The 503-nt window shown below is 38.6% G+C and carries 1 protein-coding gene; it reads left to right on the top strand.

Going from position 1 to position 503, the window contains the following annotated elements:
• Window positions 1–503, top strand: a 503-nt coding sequence (locus tag N1032_RS28165; protein WP_259544054.1) for a DUF1983 domain-containing protein, incomplete at both ends; no start/stop codon positions are given.

Here is a 503-nt window from a genome sequence, read left to right as displayed (position 1 = left end):
ATTACAATGGATAACATTGTCGATGCTGATGGTAACAGTTTGAGTGGTGTTCTGCAAGGTTTAAAAACTCAAGTGAATACGGCCAACGGTCAAGTAATGGTAGCTATCGGTGAAATCACAAACTTAACAAATAGGTTTGATGGTGAGATTTTACAAGTCAAAGCTGATCTTAAAGCCAACCACAGTTTAATCACATCAGAAGTTCAACGTATTACTGGTGTTATCACAACTACCGCTAATGGGTTGACACAACAGATTGCTAAAGCTGAAACAGATATCAAGAATAACCTTGGTGGTCAGATTACACAGACACAGCAATTAATCACTAACATTAACAAAAACGGTACAACCCACTACTCGGCTACTTGGGGTGTCAAATCTACTGTCGCTGGTGTTACTGCTGGATTTGGTCTTGCTAATAATGGATCTAATGGTACGTCGTTTGTTGTTAATGCAAAGACCTTTATCATTAAAACAGGTTCTACTGGTGTATCACCATTTGT

The organism is Herbiconiux daphne (assembly GCF_024979295.1).
Taxonomy (GTDB): Bacteria; Actinomycetota; Actinomycetes; order Actinomycetales; family Microbacteriaceae; genus Herbiconiux; species Herbiconiux daphnes.
Note: the sequence above shows the minus strand (reverse complement) of the source record. Positions and strands in the feature narration are given on the sequence as shown.